This window comes from Methanohalophilus sp. WG1-DM, from assembly GCF_004104135.1.
Lineage (GTDB): Archaea > Halobacteriota > Methanosarcinia > Methanosarcinales > Methanosarcinaceae > Methanohalophilus > Methanohalophilus euhalobius.
In genome coordinates, this window is the sequence record NZ_RRBA01000015.1 from 1 (window position 1) to 21,140 (window position 21,140).

General features: G+C 45.2%; 19 protein-coding genes. 9 read left to right on the plus strand and 10 right to left on the minus strand.

The window, feature by feature from the left end; genetic code table 11:
• Positions 1 to 18: 18 nt before the first annotated feature.
• Positions 19 to 777: an NAD-dependent epimerase/dehydratase family protein gene (locus CI957_RS08895; protein ID WP_241646049.1), complete on the minus strand. Its 759-nt coding sequence runs from the start codon at positions 775 to 777 to the stop codon at positions 19 to 21.
• A 155-nt stretch (positions 778 to 932) separates the two neighbouring features.
• Between CI957_RS08895 and CI957_RS08905 the strand changes: the two genes are divergently transcribed.
• Complete coding sequence (locus CI957_RS08905) at positions 933 to 1,316, plus strand: OB-fold nucleic acid binding domain-containing protein (RefSeq protein ID WP_096712971.1); 384 nt, start codon at positions 933 to 935, stop codon at positions 1,314 to 1,316.
• A 41-nt stretch (positions 1,317 to 1,357) separates the two neighbouring features.
• Complete coding sequence (locus CI957_RS08910; protein WP_096712972.1) at positions 1,358 to 2,518, plus strand: sugar phosphate nucleotidyltransferase; 1,161 nt, start codon at positions 1,358 to 1,360, stop codon at positions 2,516 to 2,518.
• Between the two features lie 57 nt (positions 2,519 to 2,575).
• On the opposite strand, the gene CI957_RS08915 is transcribed toward CI957_RS08910, so the two are convergent.
• Together CI957_RS08915 and CI957_RS08920 are read right to left on the minus strand one after the other, a co-directional pair.
• Positions 2,576 to 3,106, minus strand: coding sequence for a peptidylprolyl isomerase (locus CI957_RS08915; protein WP_096712973.1), 531 nt, complete (start codon positions 3,104 to 3,106; stop codon positions 2,576 to 2,578).
• Positions 3,107 to 3,140: 34 nt separating this feature from the next.
• Complete coding sequence (locus tag CI957_RS08920; RefSeq protein ID WP_128754670.1) at positions 3,141 to 4,676, minus strand: radical SAM protein; 1,536 nt, start codon at positions 4,674 to 4,676, stop codon at positions 3,141 to 3,143.
• A gap of 91 nt (positions 4,677 to 4,767) precedes the next feature.
• Here CI957_RS08920 and ilvD point away from each other — a divergent pair, with 91 nt between their 5' ends.
• Positions 4,768 to 6,429, plus strand: a complete 1,662-nt coding sequence (gene ilvD / locus CI957_RS08925) for a dihydroxy-acid dehydratase (protein WP_105460969.1) — start codon at positions 4,768 to 4,770, stop codon at positions 6,427 to 6,429.
• Here ilvD and CI957_RS08930 read toward each other — a convergent pair whose 3' ends face one another.
• From CI957_RS08930 to mtxX, 4 genes are read right to left on the minus strand one after another with little or no spacing between them, the layout of a single operon-like run.
• Positions 6,430 to 6,999, minus strand: a complete 570-nt coding sequence (locus CI957_RS08930; RefSeq protein WP_128754671.1) for a hypothetical protein — start codon at positions 6,997 to 6,999, stop codon at positions 6,430 to 6,432.
• Positions 7,000 to 7,050: 51 nt separating this feature from the next.
• Positions 7,051 to 7,983, minus strand: coding sequence for a tetrahydromethanopterin S-methyltransferase subunit H (gene mtrH, locus CI957_RS08935; RefSeq protein ID WP_128754672.1), 933 nt, complete (start codon positions 7,981 to 7,983; stop codon positions 7,051 to 7,053).
• A 9-nt stretch (positions 7,984 to 7,992) separates the two neighbouring features.
• Entirely contained in the window at positions 7,993 to 8,577 is a 585-nt protein-coding gene (locus CI957_RS08940; RefSeq protein WP_096712978.1) for a tetrahydromethanopterin S-methyltransferase subunit A, read from the minus strand.
• A gap of 1 nt (position 8,578) precedes the next feature.
• Positions 8,579 to 9,421: a methanogenesis marker protein Mmp4/MtxX gene (mtxX, locus tag CI957_RS08945; RefSeq protein ID WP_096712979.1), complete on the minus strand. Its 843-nt coding sequence runs from the start codon at positions 9,419 to 9,421 to the stop codon at positions 8,579 to 8,581.
• Between the two features lie 88 nt (positions 9,422 to 9,509).
• Here mtxX and CI957_RS08950 point away from each other — a divergent pair, with 88 nt between their 5' ends.
• Positions 9,510 to 10,979, plus strand: coding sequence for a replication factor C large subunit (locus CI957_RS08950; protein ID WP_128754673.1), 1,470 nt, complete (start codon positions 9,510 to 9,512; stop codon positions 10,977 to 10,979).
• A 62-nt stretch (positions 10,980 to 11,041) separates the two neighbouring features.
• The gene (locus CI957_RS08955) at positions 11,042 to 12,385 is read left to right on the plus strand and encodes an NAD(P)/FAD-dependent oxidoreductase (protein WP_128754674.1); all 1,344 of its coding nucleotides are present in this window, start codon (positions 11,042 to 11,044) and stop codon (positions 12,383 to 12,385) included.
• On the opposite strand, the gene CI957_RS08960 is transcribed toward CI957_RS08955, so the two are convergent.
• Entirely contained in the window at positions 12,386 to 13,180 is a 795-nt protein-coding gene (locus CI957_RS08960) for an ABC transporter ATP-binding protein (RefSeq protein WP_105460965.1), read from the minus strand.
• Positions 13,181 to 13,276: 96 nt separating this feature from the next.
• Here CI957_RS08960 and CI957_RS08965 point away from each other — a divergent pair, with 96 nt between their 5' ends.
• Positions 13,277 to 15,061, plus strand: coding sequence for an MASE3 domain-containing protein (locus tag CI957_RS08965; protein WP_128754675.1), 1,785 nt, complete (start codon positions 13,277 to 13,279; stop codon positions 15,059 to 15,061).
• A 143-nt stretch (positions 15,062 to 15,204) separates the two neighbouring features.
• Here CI957_RS08965 and CI957_RS08970 read toward each other — a convergent pair whose 3' ends face one another.
• Positions 15,205 to 15,612: a MarR family transcriptional regulator gene (locus CI957_RS08970; protein ID WP_096712984.1), complete on the minus strand. Its 408-nt coding sequence runs from the start codon at positions 15,610 to 15,612 to the stop codon at positions 15,205 to 15,207.
• A 167-nt stretch (positions 15,613 to 15,779) separates the two neighbouring features.
• Here CI957_RS08970 and groES point away from each other — a divergent pair, with 167 nt between their 5' ends.
• From groES to clpB, 3 genes are all read left to right on the plus strand, one after another.
• A complete protein-coding gene (gene groES / locus CI957_RS08975) occupies positions 15,780 to 16,055 on the plus strand; it encodes a co-chaperone GroES (RefSeq protein WP_096712985.1) in 276 nt (91 codons plus the stop codon).
• A 17-nt stretch (positions 16,056 to 16,072) separates the two neighbouring features.
• Positions 16,073 to 17,683, plus strand: a complete 1,611-nt coding sequence (gene groL / locus CI957_RS08980; RefSeq protein ID WP_096712986.1) for a chaperonin GroEL — start codon at positions 16,073 to 16,075, stop codon at positions 17,681 to 17,683.
• Between the two features lie 135 nt (positions 17,684 to 17,818).
• On the plus strand, positions 17,819 to 20,428 hold the full coding sequence (gene clpB / locus CI957_RS08985) for an ATP-dependent chaperone ClpB (RefSeq protein WP_128754676.1): 2,610 nt from the start codon (positions 17,819 to 17,821) through the stop codon (positions 20,426 to 20,428).
• A gap of 25 nt (positions 20,429 to 20,453) precedes the next feature.
• Here the strand turns inward: clpB and CI957_RS08990 are convergent, their stop codons facing one another.
• The gene (locus CI957_RS08990) at positions 20,454 to 21,137 is read right to left on the minus strand and encodes an archaetidylserine synthase (protein ID WP_096712988.1); all 684 of its coding nucleotides are present in this window, start codon (positions 21,135 to 21,137) and stop codon (positions 20,454 to 20,456) included.
• Positions 21,138 to 21,140 lie beyond the last annotated feature (3 nt).

Below are 21,140 nucleotides of genomic sequence, written 5' to 3' on the forward strand. Positions count from 1 at the left end.
AAAATTGGTGTGGCTTTACTAAAAAGAATTCTTAAGCAGGCCAAAATCGCCAGGGACAAATGGCTTGAAACAAATTAATATTGTTATTTTCACTCCCCCGCAAACTCGCCCCAGCCCCTCCTCCAGGGAAACTTGCGGGACAAAACCCAGCGTTTGCGCAGCGCTGATGTCGGCCACGCTGTGGCGGATGTCACCGGTGCGGGCGTCCTGGTATTCTACAGGCAGATCACTGTCAAAGACGTTTTGTACGATTTCGGCGAGCCGGTTGACGGTGGTCTGTGTGCCTGTGCCTGCATTAAAAACCCTGCCGATGGCTGCGTCCTTTTCGACCAGAAGTTCTACCAGATCCACGATGTCGTGTACGGAGATGAAATCGCGGGTCTGCTCGCCATCGCCGAAGATTACCGGGGATTGGCCGGCTTTTGCACGCTCGATGAATTTGGTGATGACACCGGAGTAGGGATTGGAGGGATCCTGGCGGGGGCTGTAGATGTTGAAGGGGCGCAGCACTGCTACGGGCAGGCCGAAGGCGCGGTGGTACATGAGGGCGTACTGTTCGCCTGCGAGTTTGCTGACGCCGTAGGGGGAGAGGGGTTGTGTGGGATGGTTCTCATCTATGGGGGTGTGTAAGGTGTCGCCATAGATGGCGGCGGAGCTGAAGTAGACGAAGCGTTTCAGGTGGGTCCGCCGGTGATGAAGATTGTTTGCATGGGAGTTCCCCACACATGTGGGGATGAACCGATTGCATCCAGTAAAGTACGTATGTTCCCCTTCCAATAGGTTCCTCATTGAGCCAGTGAATCCTTCCAGTATTTGCCATCAGAGGAAATTTTATCTTCTATCGCATAAACGACACGACTAGTCATCGATACAAAAATATTTCTAGGTCACACACATTGGTCGAACATAATAAGATGAACGGAAAATTAAGCATGGAGAAAGAAGAAAAGGTAATTGCGATTTTGCTGACAATGGCGATATTATCCCTGGCTGTAGCATATGTCACCTATTTTCCCAACTCTTTTAACAAAACAGGTGAACAGCCCTTAACAGATTCTACAGAAGTAGGGAAAACTGTGACAATCGAAGGAACCCTATACAGTAAGGAAGCCACATTCAATGGAAATCACCTGATTCTTCAGATAGATTATAATTCCGATTTGCTAACTGTATTTATACCGGAAGATAACGGTGCAATGAATATAGATTCACGGATAACTGTCGGGGATAAATTGAGGATAAAGGGAGAAGTGGATGAGTATAAGGGGGAACAGGAAATCATAGTGAAAAATGAAAACGATATCAAGAAAATGTAAATCGGTACAATTTTAAGTCATAAAAAATATCATTCCTATATATGAAAGCCTGTATTATGTGTGGAGGAAAGGGGACCCGACTTAGGCCTTTAACGTTTGACAGACCAAAACCAAATATTCCAATCATCAACAAAGCATCAGTGGTACACCTTGTGGAGCAACTTGCAAAAGAGGGATTCACTGAGATAATTATCACCCTGGGCTACATGGGTGATAAGATACTGGAAAAACTGGGTGATGGCAGCATGTTTGGTGTCCATGTGGAATATGTGTATGAAGAAACAAAACTGGGCACAGCAGGAGGTGTGAAAAATGCCGAGAAGTACCTCTGTAATGAACCGTTCCTGGTTGTTGGAGGAGATCATGTCATGGATCTTGAACTCCGTAATATGTACAGGTTCCATGAGCGCAATGACGCAATCATTACAATCGGTCTGCTATCCATAGATGATCCCAGGGAATTCGGCATCGCGGATATGGATGTGAATAACCGTATAAATCGATTCCTTGAAAAACCAGGACCCGGTGAAACATTCAGCAATCTTGCAAGCACGGGTATATATATGTGTGACCCGGAAATCTTCAAATGGATCCCGGAAAACCAGCCCTACGATTTTGCCAAAGACCTGTTTCCATCACTGATGGCAGAAGACAGAAGAATCAATGGTTTGCTTGTGCGAGGACACTGGACCGATGTAGGCAATCCGGCAGCCTATCGCCAGGCACAGCGCTGGATGCTTGAATCAATGCCTGGAACTACCATTGAAGGTCACTTCAACACCAAGGATTCCCGTATAAACGGCCCCCTCAAAATAGGCAACAATGTGGTGATCGGTTCCAACTCCGCAGTTGTGGGCCCAGTGGTGCTCGGTGAGAACACAACAATAGGCAACAATGTCCTGATAGGCCCATATACGACGATTGGTTCTAACTGTGTCATCAAGGATGGATGCAGAATTCTTTCATCCTATATATTCAATGATGTGACCATAGGAAGTAATTGTAACACTTCAGGTACTGTGATTGACAACACTACAGTGGTTGGCCAAAACTGCAGCCTGGAAAACGGGACTGTAATAGGCCCAAGAGTACATATAGGGAACGATTCAACAATCCATTCCAATGTCAAGATCTGGCCGGACCTGACAATCAAAAGTGGGTCCACAATACAGGACAATTTGCTTAATCCTGATTATGGTTAATTTGAAAAAGAGTGATTGAATATCCACTCAGGATATTCAACCATTTAATGTTACTTTTTATTCTTCTATGGATACCAGCGTAATATTGAATTTCAGTGTTTTACCGGCCATAGGATGATTGAAATCAATCATTGCAGCGGTGTCATTGACATCAACAATAACTACCTGCCGGCCATAGGCGGTTGAAAGCCGGTCACCTATTTGGTATGGTGTCGTTGTATTGGGCAAATCACCAAGGGGTACTGCCCTGACAAGTTCTTCTTTGTAGGGGCCATATGCCTGTTCAGGTGAAAGTTGCACTGTCTTTTCTTCCCCGACAGCCATTCCCTGCACTGCACTGTCAAAACCTTTGATCATCCCTTCTCCTCCCAGGGTAAAGCCCAGAGGTTCATATGATCTGGCAGGGTTGTGTATTCCCTCTTCCCGGGCAACTTCTTCTATGGAAGTATCAAATACCGTACCGTTTTCAAACTCACCAACATAATCCACGGTGACATTGTCTCCTTCCTCTGCAACTTCAGCGGGGGTCGAGCAGCCACTTATGAGAAGAATTGCGGCAAGTGCCAAAATAAATAGTAGTTTTCTCATGCTCCGACTAATTTACTATTCATGATAAAACTTGTCATTCACGAACTACTGTGGCTGAAATAGACCTGAAACCGTGACCTGTTACCCTCACATCAACAAATTCACCTATGGGAAGTTTTTCTGAGATACCTACAAGTATTGGGTAGGAACCCAGTTGCCTGCCAAAGGTACCCACCGAACTCTCACCCCATACCTCGCAAAGCACATCCTTAAGTACAGTCCCCTCGGGCACGACCCTCTTCAGCATGGGTAAATCAATATCCTTGCGGACCTTTTCCTTGTATTTCAAAAACATTTTCCGGTTTTTGGCCAGAGGGAGCTGCTGTTCTGCCACAGGAGTTCCGCTAAAAGGCATAACCTGGCGAATGTTTATCCTGCGCAACAAAAGACCATCATCCAGGATATTTTTCAAGAAATCATAATTCAATCCGAAGGTTTTCTTTGTTTCTCCTGCCAGACCGTGTACAAAATTAAGTCCGGGAAGCAGATGTGAAAGACCATTCTCACCTCTTATGCTTCCAATCTCATTCATCAATTTTACAGCTTCAAATACATCATCAGGCATTGCTTTGAGATTGTTGGCCCTGATTACAGCGGGATCAGCACTTTCCATACCCATGGCTGCTACATCCCCGGGTGTGTGATATTTCAAAATGGTCTTCATGATTTTACTACATTCATCCGGATAGGTGGCTATAGTGGCCGGATTGGCATTGTCCATATGCAGTACCTCCAGCCCCGGAGCCACTTTCCGGATACCCGAGTACAGAGATTCAAGCGCCTGCGGATTCGGCCTTGGGAGAGAATCCCCTAAATCCACTGCATGATAGGTGAAAAGATCAGGTTGACGACCCAGGCGGAAATACAGGGCACCTTCCTTATAAAGACTGGCGGCTTCGGCAACGACATCCTCCACGGAACGGTAGGTTGACGGACCATAAAAGAATTCAGTACAAAAAGAACAGTGAGTATCCCTGCCACATCCGCGATAGGTTTCCATCTCACACATTATATTCGGAAAATCCGGATGCTGCCTGATTATAAAGGCACCCTTGTCGGCCCATCTGCCAATCTCCCCAACCGTACGCATCCGGTGTTCAACATTATCAGGGTCCCCGATGCAAGGGCCGGGGGCAATTATATCATGCACAAATGCCTCGATGTCCTGCCGTGCAACAAATACATTTTCATCAGCCATTTCAAGGGTTGAGGCTGCCATGCCGCCTTCACTGCTGTAACCCAGGCGTATAGGTCCACCGATCACCTTCACACCCGCAGCGGTCCTGCAAAGGTATTCGATTTCCTTCAGGGTGATAGGAGAGGAGCGCAGGTATTTGCCGGGGACGGTCATTCCCGACAGGATAACTACAAGATCAGCCCGACCAAGCAGGGCAAGGTCTTCCTTTTTACTGTTCCTGATACCGTCTATTGTGAAATAGGATATATTATCCCGACCGATACCACGCTCAACCAGGGCTCCTGCTATATAGCGTATGTAGGGAGAAATATAAGGAGGAACTCCGAAACATGCGGGTTCGTCAACATAACCGTCTATGATTGCAATTTTCATGGATACCGTGGACCTTCCTATAATGACAAACAGAAAGCTTACTTATATTTAATGTTTCATACATATGGAGTAATTACCCAGAGGTTTCCACATGAGAAGTGACAGTATCAAAAAAGGGACAGAGAGGGCACCTAACCGTTCCCTCCTCAGAGCTACAGGAGTTACAGATTCAGAAATGGAAAAACCGTTTATCGCGGTGGTGAATTCCTGGACCGAAGTTGTTCCAGGCCATATTCATCTTGATAAAGTATCCGAAGCCGTCAAAGCAGGCATACGCAATGCCGGGGGAGTTCCCTTTGAATTCAATACCATAGGCATATGTGACGGTATTGCGATGGGTCATGAAGGAATGAGATATTCCCTCCCAAGCAGGGAAGTCATCGAGGATTCGATCGAACTCATGCTCGAAGGCCACCGTCTGGACGGCATGGTAATGATCACATCATGTGATAAAATCACACCCGGCCATCTCATGGCTGCCGGCCGGCTTGATATTCCGACTATCGTGGTTACCGGCGGACCTATGCTACCCGGTTTTTCGGGAGATGAGCCCCGGGACCTGATCTCCGTATTCGAAGGAATCGGGGAACACCGCACCGGCAAAGCCACCGCCGAGCAACTGAAAGTACTTGAAAATGTATCATGTGCGGGTGCCGGATCATGTGCCGGAATGTTTACCGCCAATACAATGGCTTGTATGACCGAAGCGCTTGGACTGAGCCTGCCCGGCTGTGCCACGGCCCATGCGGTAGATGCCAAAAAGATCCACATCGCCAAGGAATCCGGAGAACGTATCGTTGCAATGGTGGATGAAGGTTTGTCAGCACGCAAGGTGGTCAGCCAGAAATCTTTCGAGAATGCTATCATGGTAGACATGGCGGTAGGCGGGAGTACCAACACAGCCCTGCACCTGCCGGCTATTGCCCATGCATTCGAAATGGAACTGCCCCTGGATACATTTGATCGCCTGGGCCGTTCAATCCCGCATCTCATCGGATTGAGACCTGGTGGCAAATATCACATGATCGATTTTGAAAGAGCCGGTGGTGTGCATGCAATAATGCAGAGATTGAAACCAAAACTCAATCTCGGAGAAAGAACTATCACTGGAAAGACAGTTGGAGAAAATATCGACGAATACGTGATCATAAATCCTGCCATAAATAAGAAGATTATCCAGACCCTTGATAAGCCCCTCCATAAGGAAGGAGGTCTGGCAATACTGAAAGGAAACCTCGCCCCGGAAGGTGGAGTGGTCAAACAGGCAGCTGTTGAGTCCGGAATGATGCAGCACAAGGGCCCTGCAAGGGTCTTTGAAAGTGAGGAAGAAGCCATGCATGCAATCCTTGATAATAACATCAAGCCCGGAGATGTTGTGGTAATCCGTTATGAAGGCCCCAAAGGAGGGCCGGGAATGAGGGAAATGCTTTCCCCGACATCGGCAATTGCAGGCATGGGGCTGGCAGATTCAGTTGCCCTTATCACAGATGGCAGATTTTCCGGTGGAACCAGGGGGCCCTGTATAGGCCATATTTCTCCGGAAGCCATGGAAGGCGGACCAATTGGCCTAATAGAGGAAGGGGACATGATAGAGATCGATATCCCTGCAAGGAAACTGGAGCTTCTTATCGATGAAAAAGAGATGCAAAAGAGAAAAGAAAACTTCGAACCTCTTGTAAAAGAAGTAAAAGGATATCTTGCCCGTTACAGGAAATCCGTAAGTTCTGCCAACAAGGGTGCTATCAGGGAATAATCAGCTACGTTGAACGCAGGGGCCATCTTTTTTATCCACGGTGGAGATGGTGCCTTCCCCGATCATATCTTCAATACTATTTTCAACTTCATCCTTCGGATAGCGGACCGAAAGCAGGCTTATAAGAACTTGCTTTTTAATTATCATACCATCAGGAAGATACTGGAGTATACTCTGTTTAAGAGGAGAAGGCACTTCGTCCACGGAGATCACTTTTTCATTATTCCTTATCCTTTTCATTCCAGTATAGAACGGATCATCATCCTGTTCACCAACTTCGCCGGATTCAGGATTTGCAGTCACTACAGGTATTTCATCCGCAGATGAAGTATCAGCCACATAAGAAGGGGGAACTGGACCTGGCGAGGAAGTGCCTGCAATGTGGTCCTCAATAGATTTCAATCTGTTTTCGATTGAGATGAGTTTTTGAGCCATCAAGCCTGAATCATCGATTGTCTTTTCAGTATCAAGGGCATCTTCGAGCAAACTGCATATAAAATTGTCACTATCCGGCATCAGTTCCAGTTTCGCAAAGAGGTTATCAGGAATGTCAATTTTCAATTGTCTCATCTGAATCACTTCATTAGTATAGACCATTGACTTATTTATAAAACGATATAGTCAGACCAACCTGTTAAATGGATGGGAAGAAGCAGGTTCTATTTCAAATTCCTCGGCAGATTCATAGATCATGATATCTGACATCGCAGCCACAGGGAAAATGTAGGGCGCATTCTCAATGGGGCCATAAAGCACAAAATTTCCGGCCGCTGCCTGCTGCATTACGGCAGATGCGATATCACACATCTTAAACACAAGGGGATCATGTTTCTTTTTATCCCTGAGCCATTCCCAGGAAGAAGGAGCGTTGTGAATTCCCGAACCTACCGGCAACCCCCATTTGGCCTTGGCTGCCAGCGTAATCCTCAGGCTGACCCCGGAACCATTACCCATAGGAGTTATCCCGGGGTCAATCAGTATATTGCACATTCCGCATTCCAGAGCGATATCAATCAGGCCTTTGTCCATTGAAGATGTACCGGACTCCAGAAGTTGCATCCTGCCTTTGAAACCTGAATCCATGGCATTAAAACCCAGAACTATGGAGCTGTCTATATCTGAATCTTTTAACACCTTGCGTTCCTTTTCACCAATGGTCATATTTATGGAATTGTAAACTGCCCTGTCACCGAGACCAATCTCACTCACATATTCTGCCGCAGCCATCCGGGCCAAGGGGTCGGGGGAATCGATAAGGAAAGGAGAATCCGTAATTTCACTGACAAAATCAATATAGTTGCGTAGGGCTTGTTCGGTATTGCCGAATATGTGCACCAGACAGGGATTACCGGTTTCATCAGATGATGCCCGCTGGGAATTGAGCAGGTCCTCTGCAATTTTGCGATCAAACAACCCTTCATTAGCATCCTCCACTATATCATGTCCTTCGTAGAATATTGTGCCTGCAAGGGCTGTGGGCAGTTCACCGGGATTTGCGCCGATTTTCACACCGGCAATATTGGCAATTTTTTGCTCTTTTTGGAACCTGAACATCTGAAAACCTCAAGCGATCTCGTAAATAAAACCGGAAAATGCATCCATAACCACTTTTTCACTGATAAGTATATCAGCACCGATGGATTCAGGTGGCTGATATTTCCTGACAGCTTTTTTAAAGGATATTGGAGAAGCTTCAAAGGGTTTCTCCGAATCATGATAATTGTCAACAATCGAGTATATTTCCTCAATGTCAGTAAGCCCGGTACGGTCTATAAGTTCCACCTGTTGGCGGAAACGCTCAATGGTTTCAATCTCCAGGTTCTCAATAAAGGGAATCGCCCCCTCGGAGCCCAGAATCCTGCCATCTTCATCAATACCGTTTTCATAAAGGGCTTTCAGGGTCTGGCCGGCAAGATGGCCCCGGGATTCACTACCACAGAGAAGTATGTACCTGATATTGCAGTTGGAAACGACATTCATTACGACTTTCTCAGCCCCCAGGTTTTCCGTTTTGCAACTACCCCAGATTGCTGCTTTTTCAAACAGAGGCATCGAACTTGCAAGGGTTACCACGGCAATACAGGATTTGGGATTGCCTGCACTGAAATCCCCTTTTGTAACAGGCCATTTTTCAGAAACTGTATACAATTTATACTACCTCCTTTTTGTTGGAAACAAGAGATGCGGCAAGCATTATGGCCAGAGTATAATGGCCTCCCGCCCGGGATGTATCAATAAACACATGTTTATCCAGTAGGACGGGTGCCCCTATTCCATTGCCTCCACCCAGAAATACAAGTGAACGGAAGATAAGATTACCTGATATGCCATCCGGGGCAAGGATGAAGTTAGATTTCCTGATGGCATCCTCTATAAGTATCGTGTAATGTTTTGCATCGATTCCTGCATCGTTTAACCGGTTTGCCAGGAAATCCGCATCTGCCAGGGTGCGATCCACACGTTCGTCACGGCCAAGATCCCCCATACGCCCTCCCGACAGGATGCCAATTTCAGGCTCAATACCAAACCTGCGGATATAGGCAGCACTTCTTTGTACAAGTTCGATTTTATCGGAAAGAGAGTGGCCTTCATCAATACCCACAGGTGCAAGGAAAAAAGGATTATTGTCATGAGTTAGCAGGAAAGCAACCCTGTATAATTTCTCGATGCCGAGTACTTCTTTGAGGTGAGACAGGGTACCCGAGGCTTTTGCCGTGCCTCTCACAGCCGCATCAACATCCCCGGATGCAAGCAGACTGCCGAGAACTTTTTCCGGTTGTGGGGTATCGATCACTTCAAGGTTTGTCCCGATTGCCGATATCTCACGCTGGTTGCCTATAAGAACCACCCTGGCATAACCTTCAACCTGAGCTTTTTCTGCACTCTGGATCAATTTGGGGGTGGGATTGCGCACACCCAGTGCAACCCGGGGACAATTATCAAGAGCCCTCGTACGTATGATATCCAGCAATCCGTCTGTCTTTTTCTGCATGGGCACCCTCATTAATAGGCAAAGTTAAACAATCAACAAACAACACAATTATTAATTAGTTTTCGCTTTAATATAGGTGAGGTCACAGATGACAATAGCGCAAGATTGGGCAGAAAAATACCGTCCTGCCAAACTGGCAGATGTTGTGGGGAACAATAAGCCCCTGCAGGCCCTCCGTGACTGGAAAGAAGAATGGGAGCATGGAGTTCCTGAAAAAAAAGCAGTCATATTGAGTGGGCCTGCCGGTGTTGGAAAGACATCCGCTGCTCATGCACTGGGAAATGAGACGGGTTGGGAAATTATAGAAATGAATGCCAGTGACCAGCGGACTGCCGGGATTATCGAGAAGGTGGCGGGTTCTGCCTCACGCATGAGTACACTTACAGGGATACAAAAGCGCCTCATAATACTGGATGAAGCAGATAATATGCACGGCTCGGCCGACAGGGGAGGAACCCGGGCCATTACGAATGTGATCAAGAAATCCAATCAACCTATTATACTCATTGCCAATGACCTGTATGCCCTCTCATCAACTCTGCGTTCTCATTGTGTGAATATAAAATTCAATCCCATTCCCCAGCGCTCCATTCTGTCTGCACTGAAAAAGATATGCAAAATGGAAGGGATAATATGTGGTACAGGCGTGCTGGAGAAAATCGCTGAAAATACAGGCGGTGATCTAAGAAGTGCCATAAAAGATTTGCAGGCAACAGCAACAGATAAAAAAGAGATAGAAGTTGTGGATGTAACAACAGCCGAAAGGGATACAAAAGAATCTATTTTCAAAGTACTTACCAAAGTTTTCAAGGGCATGGACCCTGTTGAAGCCTACAGGGCTACTTTTTCCCTGGACGAAACACCTGAAGACCTTATTCAGTGGGTGGACGAGAACCTCCCCAACCAGTATCTGGACAAGGATGAAACACTAAGTGAAGATTTAACTGCCGCCTACCATAATCTTTCAAGAGCTGACACATATCTTGGCAGGGTACGATTGCGGCAGAACTACGGGCTCTGGAGATATGCAGGATTTCTGTTAAGCGGAGGAACGGCAATGGCAAAGAAGCATCCCCATTCCGGTTTCCGCAAGTTACAACCCCCTTCCATGTGGAGACGTATGGGCCAACTGCGCTCCAAAAGAAACATGAGGGATAACATAGCTGCAAAGGTGGGATTACACTGCAATGAACCAATCAGGGATTGCCGTATAGACCTGCTTCGAATGTACGGGCTTTTACTCAAAAACGAGGACTATGCAGTTGATGCAGCATATTCTCTTGAACTCGATGTAGATGAGATTGCCTACCTGACGGAAAGCAAAAGGGTGACAAAGAAAATCCAGAAAATCTATGATGCTTCCCGGGAAATGATGCATGAAAAGGAAGATGAAGATATCGACATATTCATGCATGCTCCTGAAAAAGACAAGGGACAGTCAACCCTTGATTCCATGTTTTCAGCAGAAAAAGACCCTGCAGAAGAAAATCAAATGGGAGGAAAGGAAAAGGATAATCCAAAACCTGCCAAATCCCAGAAGACTCTTTTCGATTTTTAAACCATATTTGCGATAGCCATTTATCTTCCAACCACCTAATTTTCCCCTAAGGGTTGAAAGAAATGGCCAGAGAATATGATATTATAATCATTGGGACAGGTGTAGCAGGTACCGTTTGTGCGAACAAGGCAGCTGCGGCAGGAATGAAGATCGCAATTACAGATATCAGAGAATATGGCGGGACATGTGCACTTCGGGGATGTGTGCCAAAAAAAGTACTTGTGGGTGTTGCAGAAACCGTTGAACAGGTTAATCGTTTCAACAAACTGGGGATCATGCCACAATCTTCCGTAGACTGGAGCAAGTTAATGGAATATAAGCAAACGTTTGTGGAAAATTTCCCCGCCAACAAGGAAGAAAAGTTCAAAAATATGGATGTTGAGACCTATCATGGCGGGGCAAAGTTTGTTTCCCAAAATGAAGTCAAGATAGCAGATACAGTCCTCAAGGGCAAACACATTTTGATTGCATCCGGCTCAGTACCCCGAAAAATCGGAATCAAGGGAGAAGAACATCTGATTACAAGTGAACAATTTCTCAATCTCGATGAATTGCCCAGTAGAATTGTTTTTGTGGGTGGTGGCTATATTTCGTTCGAATTTGCCCATATCGCTGCCCGGGCGGGAAGCCAGGTAACTATCTTACAAAGAAGTGAAGTGCTCAAACATTTTGACAGGGACATGGTCAAATTACTGGTAAAAGCTTCCGAAGAAGCCGGCATAAATGTCAATACCGGTGTCTCTGTCAGTTCTGTTGAAAGTACTTCAGCAGGATATACTGTGAATACCAGGGACAGTGAGGGCAAAGAATCCCGGATTGAATGTGACCTGGTTGTCAACGGTTCCGGCAGGGTTGCAGCCCTTGAAGGAATGGAACTTGAAAAGGGGAATGTTGAAACCAAAGACGGATTCGTGGAGACAAATGAGTACATGCAAAGTGTCTCCAATCCTTATGTATATGCAGCCGGCGATTGTGTAAAGCCGGGAGCTCCTTTAACCCCTGTTGCAAGTCTGCAGGGAACTACTGCAGCAGACAATATAATAAAAGGAAATGTCAAGACAGTGGATTATACCGGCATTCCTTCCACAGTATTTACCCTTCCTCCTCTCTCAAGTGTAGGTGTTAGTCTGTCCGAATCTACTGAAAAGTATGAAGTCCTGATCCATGACCGCAGCCATTGGTATAACAGCAGGCGCCTGTCGGAAAACTATGCAGCCTCAAAGGTCATCATAGAAAAAGATAGCCAAACAATTGCAGGCGCCCACCTACTGGGGTCTCATTCAGAAGAAGTGATTAATCTCTTTGCAATGGCAATAAGGCTCGGATTGACGCTCTCTGAATTCAAGAGAGTGGTTTATGTGTTCCCCACAGTCAGTTCAGAAATCCAGTCCATGATACGTAAATAATCACCAGGCGTGATAGTAACCATCCTTAGAGAAAACTTGCACCTGTATTCCAAATATATCAGACAGGTTTTCTGCAGTTAATATTTCATCCGCTGGCCCGTCCCTGTATACCCTTCCTTCGCTGAGCAGGACCACCCTGTCAATTTCGGGAATCAGATCTTCGAGATTATGTGTCACAAGAATTATGTTTTTACCTTTTGAAGCAATAGTGCGCATGGACTGCCTGAAAATATGCCGTGCCCTGATATCTAAGCTGTTTGCAGGTTCATCCAGTATCAGTACATCCGGGTCATGCACAAGTGCCCTGGCAACCAGTAGCCTGCGAGCCTGTCCTGTTGACATTTCGTTTATGGGACGTGAGGCAAGATGCTCAATACCAAGAAAGCCGAGCACCTCATGAGCCCGCCTTTTCATATCCCCTGTAATAGTATGATTGCGATACAGGCCTATACTGCTAAAAAAACCAGATACCACCACCTCGATTCCCGGAATATTACGCATGTATTCGTCCTGCAGATCACCGCTGATTATACCCATTTTGTTGCGCAATCCGAAAATATCCCAGCGTTTCTTTCCGAATAAGCGGACAATCGTTTTTTCAGATTGAAGAGGACGTAAATCTCCTGTAACCGTTTTGATAAAAGAGGATTTGCCCGCTCCATTAGGACCGATAATCGCAACATTTTCTCCATTTTTAATATTAAGAGAGAAATTGTCCAGTAATATGTTGCCATTTTTACAAACTGTGACATTCTCCATTTCAATTATCATAGGTTTCGTATTTTTCTTTTTCATGTATTACACGACAGTATTTGGATAATATAATACATATATAACATTAATACATATAATGAAAAGAACAGTTCCTTCTATTCGCATTGAAGAGGCTATATGAATCAAAATAATACCGATTTTAGGAAAGACAGTGATATTATCTTTCTAGCAGTGGTAATAGCCGGATTGTATATTATAAGCCTTGATAATTTTCTTTTATTCCATTCACTTGTGGAATTATTCAGCATAGTAGTTGCAGTTGCTTTTTTCCTGATAGTCTGGAACCGCAGGAACATTATAGAAAACAATTACATACTGGCTGCAGGGATTGGATACCTTTTCATAGCCTCGATTGATCTTTTGCATACCTTTGCGTATAAAGGCATGGGTATATTTCCAGGCTATGATACAAATCTACCCACACAGCTGTGGATAGCAGCAAGATATCTGGAAAGTTTGATCCTTGTAGTATCATTTTTCCTCATGGGGAAAAAGGTGAAAGCTTCAAATGTGACAACAACCTATCTAATCATCACAACAATCCTGATTGTTTCAATTTTTGGCGGATATTTCCCGGATTCTTACATAGAAGGAGCAGGGTTGACTTCTTTTAAAATATACAGTGAATACCTGATCGCTTCTATCCTGCTAGTAGCACTTACATTACTGCACCAAAAAAGAAGCAACTTCCTCCCTAATGTGTACAAATATCTGGCATTGGCTATTGTTTTTACCATAATTGGAGAACTCGCTTTTACATTCTACATAAGCGTGTATGGATTTTCAAACCTTGTGGGACATTTTTTCAAGTTAATTTCCTTTTACCTTATCTACAAGGCAGTAATAGTTACAAGTCTTGACAAACCCTATGAGATGTTGTTTGGGGAATTGAATCAGGAAAGGAAAAAATATACAGACCTTTTCAGGGCAATGAAAAACGGAGTAGCTGTTTTTGAGCCGGTTGATAACGGAGAAGACTTCCTTATCAAGGATATAAACCCGGCAGTGGAAAAAATTGAAGGGGTGAAGAAGGAAGATGTCATAGGGAAAAAAGTAACTTTAACCTTCCCCAATTCCAGAGAAACAGGCTTTTTGGACAACTTAAGGAAGGTATGGAATACCGGCGATCCCATACATACGGAACCCATCCATTATTGTGACTCAGAAAGAGAAGGATGGAGGGAAAACGACATCTACAAACTTGCAAACGGAGATGTTGTTGCTGTTTATGAGGATGTTACAGAAAAAAAGAACACGCAAAGGCAGCAGGCACAGCTCACAAAAGAACTGCAAACCGTCAACCAGATCCTTCGCCATGATATATCCAATGATCTGAGTGCGATTTCAATGTCTGTAGATATATTCAGGAACAAAAGGGATGATAAATACCTTGACATGATTAAAAGGGCAGTGAAAAAGAGTATTTCCCGGATAAACGAAATGGGAATGTTTGAAAAAACACTGGATTTTGAGAAAAAACTCAAACCATTTCAATTAAGTAAGGTTTTTGAAAAGCTACGTGGTAAATATGACTTAAAAATAAGTATAGAGGGTGATGCCACAGTCATGGCCGATGAGGTCATATATTCGATTTTTGAAAATCTGATAGAAAATTCAATTAAACATGGAAAAGCAGATATTGTTGACATAAAGGTGCAAGAGAAAGAAGATGATGTAGAGGTTCGGGTAAGTGATAACGGAACCGGCATACCTGATTCCATAAAAAAGAAAGTTTTTGATGAAGGATTTTCCACAGGCAAAGGCGGAATGGGATTATACATTGTCAAGACCACGATGAATCGTTATGGTTCAATACAGGTAGAAGACAATGATCCACATGGGGCTTGTTTTGTCCTCCGATTTAAAAAATATCCAGGGAAAGAAAATGTCAAATCTGAATAATCCATAAATTGTTTTCTGGCAGGCATATTCTGCCATAGAGAAGTATCTTAATATTTATCCATATAAAATAAACTGGCATACCGAAGAAAAAATATGGAAATTAAAGACCTTAATTTATAAGCTGGATACAACAAAAGTATTCTTCAACGATTACTAATACCTTTTTGCTTGTCAATATCTGAAGCAATGGCTTCCAGTTCATCAAACATACGCTCGGAGTCTTTGCGCATTTCATGTACTGCTGCCTTCAGGCTTCCTCCTCTTAGATGAAGCAGACGTTTTTCACGGTAAACAAGTCCTGCCTTTACCAAATTCCGCACATGGTGATTAACACGAGAGAGATTTATGCCAAGGGCCTCAGCTATCATTTCCGATGAAACACGTTCATTCTCGGCAATGTTATCAAGCAAAGTCATTACAATCTGGTTTGCCGTGTTTTCTATGTCCCTTCCCGAAGACAGACCAAAGCTATTACATAACCAGTATAGATCTTGGTCAGGGTCCTTCTCCCTAGGTTTTTCCAGTTTTACCAGAATAATCTGCTGGCTCATAAAAGATAATAACAGAATACTAGTATATAAAAATAACTGAGTTATGTAGATATGATGTATACAAAACACATATGAAATGCATAAAATACAAAAAGTTTAAATAATATACATACCATTAAGATTCTATACTGACCGAGTCAGTCTGAAAATGGTCAGGAGGACAAAGCATGAACATAAAACCAGTTGGAGAAAGAGTTCTTATCAAACCCATTAAGGAAAAGGAGGTCACTTCCGGTGGAATATACATCCCGGAAAGTGCCCAGAAAGAGAAAAAGGAAGGAAATATTGTAGCCGTAGGCACATATGAAGACGGTAAAGAATTACCGGTCAAAAAAGGCGACCATATCATCTATGGTGGATTCCAGAGTGATGAAATGGAAATGGACGGAGAGAAATATCTATTCATAGACTTCAAGGATGTACTTGCAATTATTGAGGAATAAATTATCGGGGTATATAAATGACTACTAAACAGATCACTTTCGACGAAAATGCCAGGCAGGCTTTACTGAGAGGTATCGACAAAGTATCCAACACCGTTAAAGTAACTCTTGGACCCAAGGGTAGAAATGTTGTGCTTGATAAATCAGGCAACCCTACAGTTACCAATGACGGCGTCACAATTGCCAAAGAAATCGAGCTGAAAGACAAGTTTGAGAATATGGGAGCAAAACTTGTCAAGGAAGTCGCTTCACGCACACAGGATAATACAGGAGACGGGACAACTACAGCAACATTGCTCGCACAGGCAATGATCAGTGAAGGCATACGTAATATTACAGCGGGTGGCAATCCGATTGAAATCAAAAGGGGAATCGATAAAGCAACCGCTAAAGCCGTTGAATACCTGCAGACCCAGAGCAAGGAAGTAAAGGATAAGGAAAGAATCATACAGGTAGGAACAATTTCTGCCAACAATGATGAGGAAATAGGCAAACTGATATCCGATGCTATGGACAGGGTCGGATACAATGGCGTAATTACCGTAGACGACTCCAAAACAATGGAGACAACCCTGGAAGTTGTTGAAGGCATGCAGTTTGACAGAGGATATGTCTCACCGTATATGGCAACCGATCAGGAAAAAATGGTTTGTGAACTTGAGAATCCGTACATCCTCCTTACAGACAAGAAAATCAATAATGTAAACCAGATAGTACCGGTGCTCGAAAAAGTCGCACAGGAAGGAAAACCCCTCCTGATAGTCGCACAGGATGTAGAGGGGGATGCACAGGCAGCCCTTATTCTCAATATTATGAGAGGGTCCCTCAAAGTCAGTGCGGTCAAGGCGCCCGGATTTGGTAACGACCAGAAGGATATGCTGGAAGACCTGGCTGTCCTGACAGGCGGAACTGTTGTCAGTGAAGACAAGGGAATGAAACTCGAGGATGTTACCGACGATATGCTCGGAAGTGCCCACAAGGTCAGTGTGGACAAGCAGAAGACCACAATCATTGAAGGTAAAGGGGATAAAGGTGCTATCGAAAGCCGTATGAAAATGATAGAGTCTCAGATCAATATCACTGATGCTGAATACAAGAAGAAGGAATTGCAAAAAAGACTGGCCAAACTCGGCGGTGGTGTGGCAGTAATCAAAGTTGGTGCTGCAACAGAAACCGAACTTGAAGAAAGGAAGATGAGAATCGACGATGCCCTCAATGCCACAAAAGCCGCCGTTGAAGAAGGCGTACTTGCAGGTGGCGGTGTGACATTATTCCATGCAATCCCAAGTCTGGAAACCCTGGAACTCGAGAAAGAGCAGATGGTTGGTGCCAATATTGTTAAAAAGGCTCTTGAAGCACCCCTGCGCCAGATTGCACACAACGCAGGTAAGGAAGGTGCCGAGGTGATAGCACTTATTAAAGCCGAAGCTGACGAAGAAGTGGGCTACAATGCCAAGAAGGGAATCGTTGAAAACCTTTACAATGCAGGTGTAATTGACCCGACAAAAGTAGTCAGAAGCGGCTTACAGAATGCAGCCTCTATTGCAGGAATGGTACTCTCCACCGAAGCCCTTGTCGCTGAATACGATGAGGAAAAGGATGAGAAGGCACCTGCAATAATAATCTGATGGCATAGGGCAAGCCCTGCCATCTTGCAGGGCTTTTTTGAGGCTTTACACCCGGGGGGGGGGGAGAATGTCTTCAAAAAAACACTCCAAAAGTATAAAGCCCTGAAACATTGAATTTAATGAGGGAGGATAATTATGGACCTGAATAATTTCACACAGAAAGCCCAGGAGGCAATACAAAATTCCCGCACCATTGCTGCAAGATATTATCATCAGCAGATTGATACGGAGCATCTGTTCCTTTCTCTTTTAGAACAAAGGGAAGGACTTGTGCCTTCATTGCTTGACAAGATGAATATTTCCAGTGCAATGGTAAAAGAACAACTCGAAAAACATTTGTCAGGTCTTGGGCAGGTATCAGGTCCGGGAAGCGAGAATGTTTACTTCACCCAGAAAGCCATCCGGGTACTGGATAATGCTGCAACCCTTGCGAGTAAGATGAATGATGAATATACCAGTGTAGAGCATATACTGGTATCCCTGGCCCGGGAAAAGGACAGCTACAGCAAGAAACTACTCGAGGAATTCGGGGCAGATGAAGAACGCCTGAACCAGGCGATAAAGGAAATCAGGGGGAATCGCAGAGTGACATCAGAAAACCCGGAGGATACATATGAACCTCTGGAAAAATACGGCATAGATTTTACAGAACTTGCCAACCAGGGGAAACTTGACCCGGTAATCGGCAGGGATCATGAGATCAGGCATACGATAGAAATACTGTCCCGCCGCAGGAAGAATAACCCGGTACTTATCGGAGAAGCAGGTGTGGGTAAGACCGCCATTGTGGAAGGACTGGCGCAGCGTATTGCAAAAAAGGACGTTCCCGATGCAATGAAGAACAAACGTATAGTGGCCCTGGACATGGGTTCCCTGGTCGCAGGAGCCAAGTTCCGGGGAGAATTTGAGGAAAGGCTCAAGGCAGTCCTGAAGGAAGTAGCTGAATCTGAAGGCCAGATTATACTGTTCATCGATGAATTGCATACCATTGTAGGAGCAGGAGCCACTGAAGGTGCAATGGATGCCGGCAATCTGCTCAAACCTATGCTGGCCAGGGGAGAACTGCACTGTATAGGTGCAACCACCCTTGATGAATATCGGAAATACATCGAGAAAGATGCAGCTCTGGAACGCAGGTTCATGCCTGTGATGGTGAATGCTCCGGATGTCGAGAACACAATCTCTATTTTGAGGGGTCTGAAAGAGAAATATGAGGTTCATCACGGAGTACGGCTCAAGGATAGTGCCCTTGTAGCAGCCGCCGTGTTGAGTGACCGATATATATCGGACAGGTTCCTGCCTGACAAAGCCATAGACCTGCTGGATGAGGCAGCATCCAAAGTCAAGACTGCCATTGACAGCAAACCGGCCAGCCTGGATGAAGCTGACAGGAAACTGATGCAACTTGAAATCGAGAAGGAAGCCCTGAAAAAGGAAAAAGATGCTGCTTCAAAAGAAAGGCTGCAGAGCCTGGAGAAAGAGATATCAGAAATACGGGCCGAATCCGATGCAATGCGCACTCGCTGGGAAAATGAGAAGGCCACCATTGCAAAACTGAACCGCCTCAAAGAGCAGATCGATGATACCAAGACCCAGCTGGAACTGGCAGAGACAGAAGGCGATTTTGAAAAGGCATCCCGCCTGAAATACGGTACCCTGGTCCCCCTGCAGCATGAATACGAGGAAGAGGAAAATCGGCTGAAGGAAAAACAAACCAATATGTTGCTCAAGGAAGAAGTGGATGAGGAGGATATCGCCCATGTAGTAAGCGAGTGGACCAGAATCCCGGTTACCAAACTCATGGAGGGAGAAAGGGAAAAACTGGTGCATCTGGAGGATCGCCTGCATGAAAGAGTGATCGGCCAGAACGAGGCAGTAAAGGCCGTTTCAGATGCTGTGATCCGTGCCCAGGCGGGAATCAAGGACCCCCGCCGGCCAATCGGCAGTTTCATCTTCCTGGGACCTACCGGTGTGGGTAAGACCGAACTCGCCAAAGCCCTTGCAACCGAACTTTTCGATAGCGAAGATCATATGATCCGCATTGATATGTCCGAGTACATGGAAAAACACACAGTTGCAAGGCTTATCGGTGCACCGCCAGGCTACATCGGCCATGATGAAGGGGGCCAGCTTACCGAAGCCGTACGCAGGAATCCCTACTCGGTAATCCTGTTTGATGAGATCGAAAAAGCCCATCATGATGTATTCAATATCATGCTCCAGTTGCTCGATGACGGCAGGCTGACCGATTCAAAAGGCAGGACTGTGGATTTCAAGAATACAATAGTGATCATGACCTCCAATATCTGTGTGGATTACGCCATATCCAAACTTGAAGAAGGAGTTGCCTACAGCAAGATGCAGGAGACGGCCATGAACGAACTCACCAAACACTTCAGGCCGGAATTCCTCAACCGTATCGACGAGATCGCCATATTCCGCGCCCTTACCAAGGACCAGCTGACATACATCGTGGATATCAAGATAGAGGACCTTGTGCAGAGGCTCAAAGAGCGCAGAATTGATCTTGAAATCACTGACCGGGCGAAGAAATACCTGGGAGATGCTGGCTACAGTGAGACGTACGGTGCGAGACCACTGAAAAGAGTCATTCAGAACGAACTTGAAACCGAGGTCGGCAAACGTATTGTCAGTGGAGAGGTGATGGAATCCGATACTGTTGTTGTCGATGCCGATGAGCGGGGCCTTAATTTCGAGATCAGAAAGGGAGAAGAACATACATGATCTCCCTTTTTCTTTTTGAATTAACTCATTTTTCATAATACTGTCTGGGAATCCTCATGATAGGAGATTCCAGATATAGCATCAGGGACAAAAACAGGATAGTGGAGAATATCCACACATAGGAATTTAGCAGGAAATAGGACAGTATTGTTGAGAAAAATAGTATTGATACAGCACCCATGGCCCTGGGACCGCGAAGTTTGGGATAAGGATGGTCACTGACCATTAGATAACACAACAGCACGACCAGGCCAAAGATAACCCAGGTATAGATATACTGGGGGGCAAGCAGGGCGTAGGACGATAAAACCACAGCAGAAGCCGTGATCGGCAATCCCTCAAAATCCGGGATCGTTTTCTTCTTTGTGTTGAAACGGGCAAGCCGCAATATCCCACATACCAGATACAGGCACGCAAAAACACCTGCTGCATAACGCAGGGAAACTGTGGTACCTAAAAAGATCAGGCATGAGGGGGCCACTCCGAAAGAAACAGCATCTGCAAGGGAATCAAGGTATTCCCCCATTGGACCCTGACTTATGGTACGTGCAAGATAACCATCCATCCCATCGGCTACCGCTGCAATCAGCACAAAAACAAAACCCAGCTCAATCTGTCCACTGAAGGCTGCGAAAATAGCCAAAAGTCCGAAAACAGCGTTTGTTAATGTCATTATGTCCGGCAGGACCAGGTCCTTGAAGATATCCATCCA

Bases quoted from the DNA above. Each gene is read 5' to 3' on its own strand.
- CI957_RS08905 (WP_096712971.1), top strand. From the start codon at position 933: ATGGAGAAAGAAGAAAAGGTAATTGCGATTTTGCTGACAATGGCGATA.
- CI957_RS08950 (WP_128754673.1), top strand. From the start codon at position 9,510: ATGACAATAGCGCAAGATTGGGCAGAAAAATACCGTCCTGCCAAACTG.
- CI957_RS08930 (WP_128754671.1), bottom strand. From the start codon at position 6,999: ATGAGACAATTGAAAATTGACATTCCTGATAACCTCTTTGCGAAACTG.
- groL (WP_096712986.1), top strand. From the start codon at position 16,073: ATGACTACTAAACAGATCACTTTCGACGAAAATGCCAGGCAGGCTTTA.
- clpB (WP_128754676.1), top strand. From the start codon at position 17,819: ATGGACCTGAATAATTTCACACAGAAAGCCCAGGAGGCAATACAAAAT.
- CI957_RS08960 (WP_105460965.1), bottom strand. From the start codon at position 13,180: ATGAAAAAGAAAAATACGAAACCTATGATAATTGAAATGGAGAATGTC.
- ilvD (WP_105460969.1), top strand. From the start codon at position 4,768: ATGAGAAGTGACAGTATCAAAAAAGGGACAGAGAGGGCACCTAACCGT.
- mtrH (WP_128754672.1), bottom strand. From the start codon at position 7,983: ATGTTCAGGTTCCAAAAAGAGCAAAAAATTGCCAATATTGCCGGTGTG.
- CI957_RS08990 (WP_096712988.1), bottom strand. From the start codon at position 21,137: ATGGATATCTTCAAGGACCTGGTCCTGCCGGACATAATGACATTAACA.
- groES (WP_096712985.1), top strand. From the start codon at position 15,780: ATGAACATAAAACCAGTTGGAGAAAGAGTTCTTATCAAACCCATTAAG.
- CI957_RS08970 (WP_096712984.1), bottom strand. From the start codon at position 15,612: ATGAGCCAGCAGATTATTCTGGTAAAACTGGAAAAACCTAGGGAGAAG.
- CI957_RS08920 (WP_128754670.1), bottom strand. From the start codon at position 4,676: ATGAAAATTGCAATCATAGACGGTTATGTTGACGAACCCGCATGTTTC.
- CI957_RS08910 (WP_096712972.1), top strand. From the start codon at position 1,358: ATGAAAGCCTGTATTATGTGTGGAGGAAAGGGGACCCGACTTAGGCCT.
- mtxX (WP_096712979.1), bottom strand. From the start codon at position 9,421: ATGCAGAAAAAGACAGACGGATTGCTGGATATCATACGTACGAGGGCT.
- CI957_RS08955 (WP_128754674.1), top strand. From the start codon at position 11,042: ATGGCCAGAGAATATGATATTATAATCATTGGGACAGGTGTAGCAGGT.
- CI957_RS08965 (WP_128754675.1), top strand. From the start codon at position 13,277: ATGAATCAAAATAATACCGATTTTAGGAAAGACAGTGATATTATCTTT.
- CI957_RS08915 (WP_096712973.1), bottom strand. From the start codon at position 3,106: ATGAGAAAACTACTATTTATTTTGGCACTTGCCGCAATTCTTCTCATA.